This window comes from Streptomyces sp. MMG1121 (assembly GCF_001280015.1).
Classification (GTDB): domain Bacteria; phylum Actinomycetota; class Actinomycetes; order Streptomycetales; family Streptomycetaceae; genus Streptomyces.
Genome location: NZ_LGDV01000035.1, coordinates 1 through 1,582, shown reverse-complemented (window position 1 = coordinate 1,582; position 1,582 = coordinate 1). Strand labels below are relative to the sequence as shown.

The 1,582-nt window shown below is 70.7% G+C and carries 1 protein-coding gene; it reads right to left on the bottom strand.

The window, feature by feature from the left end; all coding sequences use genetic code 11:
• The coding region (locus ADK64_RS04975; RefSeq protein ID WP_159046165.1) for a SpnB-like Rossmann fold domain-containing protein at positions 1-1,582 on the bottom strand (1,582 nt) is incomplete at both ends.

Sequence of the window (1,582 nt, the reverse complement as noted above, 5' to 3'; positions counted from 1 at the left end):
CACAAACCCAGCGAACAACCCCATCACCCGATCCCCAGGACACAGATCAACAACCCCGGAACCGACCTCCACCACCACCCCCGCACCCTCACTACCGAGGCCATCCTGGCCGGGCAGCATGCCGAGGGTGAGGATCACGTCGCGGAAGTTGAGGCCGGTGGCACGTACCGAGATCCGCACCTGGCCGGGCTCAAGGGGTTCGTTGGCCTCCGGATTCGGAACCAGCGCGAGGTCCTCGAAGGTGCCCTTGGTCGGCGCGTCCAGCCGCCAGGCGCTCTCCCCCGCGGGGATGGTCAGCGTGCCGCCGTCGCCGGTGCGGGCGAGGCGCGGCGCGTTCATCTCACCTGCGCGCAGGGCAAGTTGGGGTTCGTTGGTGTCGAGCGCCGCGGACAGTGCAGCGTGAGACGGCTCGACGTCGTCGATGTCGACCAGCACAAACCGCCCAGGATTCTCCGACTGTGCCGAGCGGACCAGGCCCCAGACAGCGGCCGCCGCCAGATCCTGGACGTCCTCGTGCTCTCCGATGGCGACCGCACCACGTGTGACGATCACCAGCCGGGACGAGCCGAGCGCGTCCTCCGCGAGCCATTTCTGCAGCAGCAGAAGCGCTCGACCGGTCGCGGCGCGCACCGCGGCCACGGCGTCACCCCGCTCGTCGAGGAACGGAACGATGACCGCGTCCGGAGCCGGTGCTCCAGAACTCACCGCTTGGGCGAGGGCGTTGACGTCGGGGAAGCGGTCGGCGACGAGGCCGGCGCAGACGCTCTCCGCACGCGAGTCGAGGAAGGCCCAGCTGCCCTGGATGCCGACGGCCTCAGGGACCGGGACAGGGGTCCAGTCCAGTTGGTACAGCGACTCCCCGGCGACCGGTCGCGACGCACGCAGTTGGTCGGCGGACACGGCGCGAAGGACCAGCGAGCCGATCGAGATCACCGGTCGCCCGCTGTCGTCGGTCGCCGTCAGCGACACGCTGTCGGAGCCGGTCCGGTCTATCCGTACGCGCAGCGCGCGGGCGCCCGTCCCGTGCAGGTACACCCCGCCCCAGGCGAACGGCAGTAGCACGCGCCCGGGTTCGTACCCGATGCCGGTCAGACTCATGGCGTGCAACGCGGCGTCGAGCAGCGCGGGGTGCACGCCGAAGCCGGTGGCATCCGCTCCCTCCGGGAGCCGGATCTCCGCGAAGACGCTGTCGTTCTGCCGCCAGGCGGCGGTCAGCCCTTGGAACAGCGGACCGTAACGGAGCCCGGCCTCGTCGAGGCCCTGGTAGAGCCCGTCGAGATCGACCCGCGTCGCACCGGCGGGGGGCCATGGCGAGTCCCCCGGAGCCAATGCCGACGGGGTACCGGTGCCGAGCACACCGGCGGCATGCCGGGTCCACGGCTGGTCGGCGGGAGCGTCCTCGGTCCGGGAGTACACCGTGAGCGACCGTTCACCGGAGGGCTCCGGCGAACCGACGGAGACATGGATCTGGACGCCGCCGTTGTCGGGCAGCACCAGGGGTGTTTCGAGGGTGAGTTCGTCGATCCGGTCGCAGCCGACCTCGTCACCCGCCCGGATCGCCAACTCCACGAACGCCGTACCC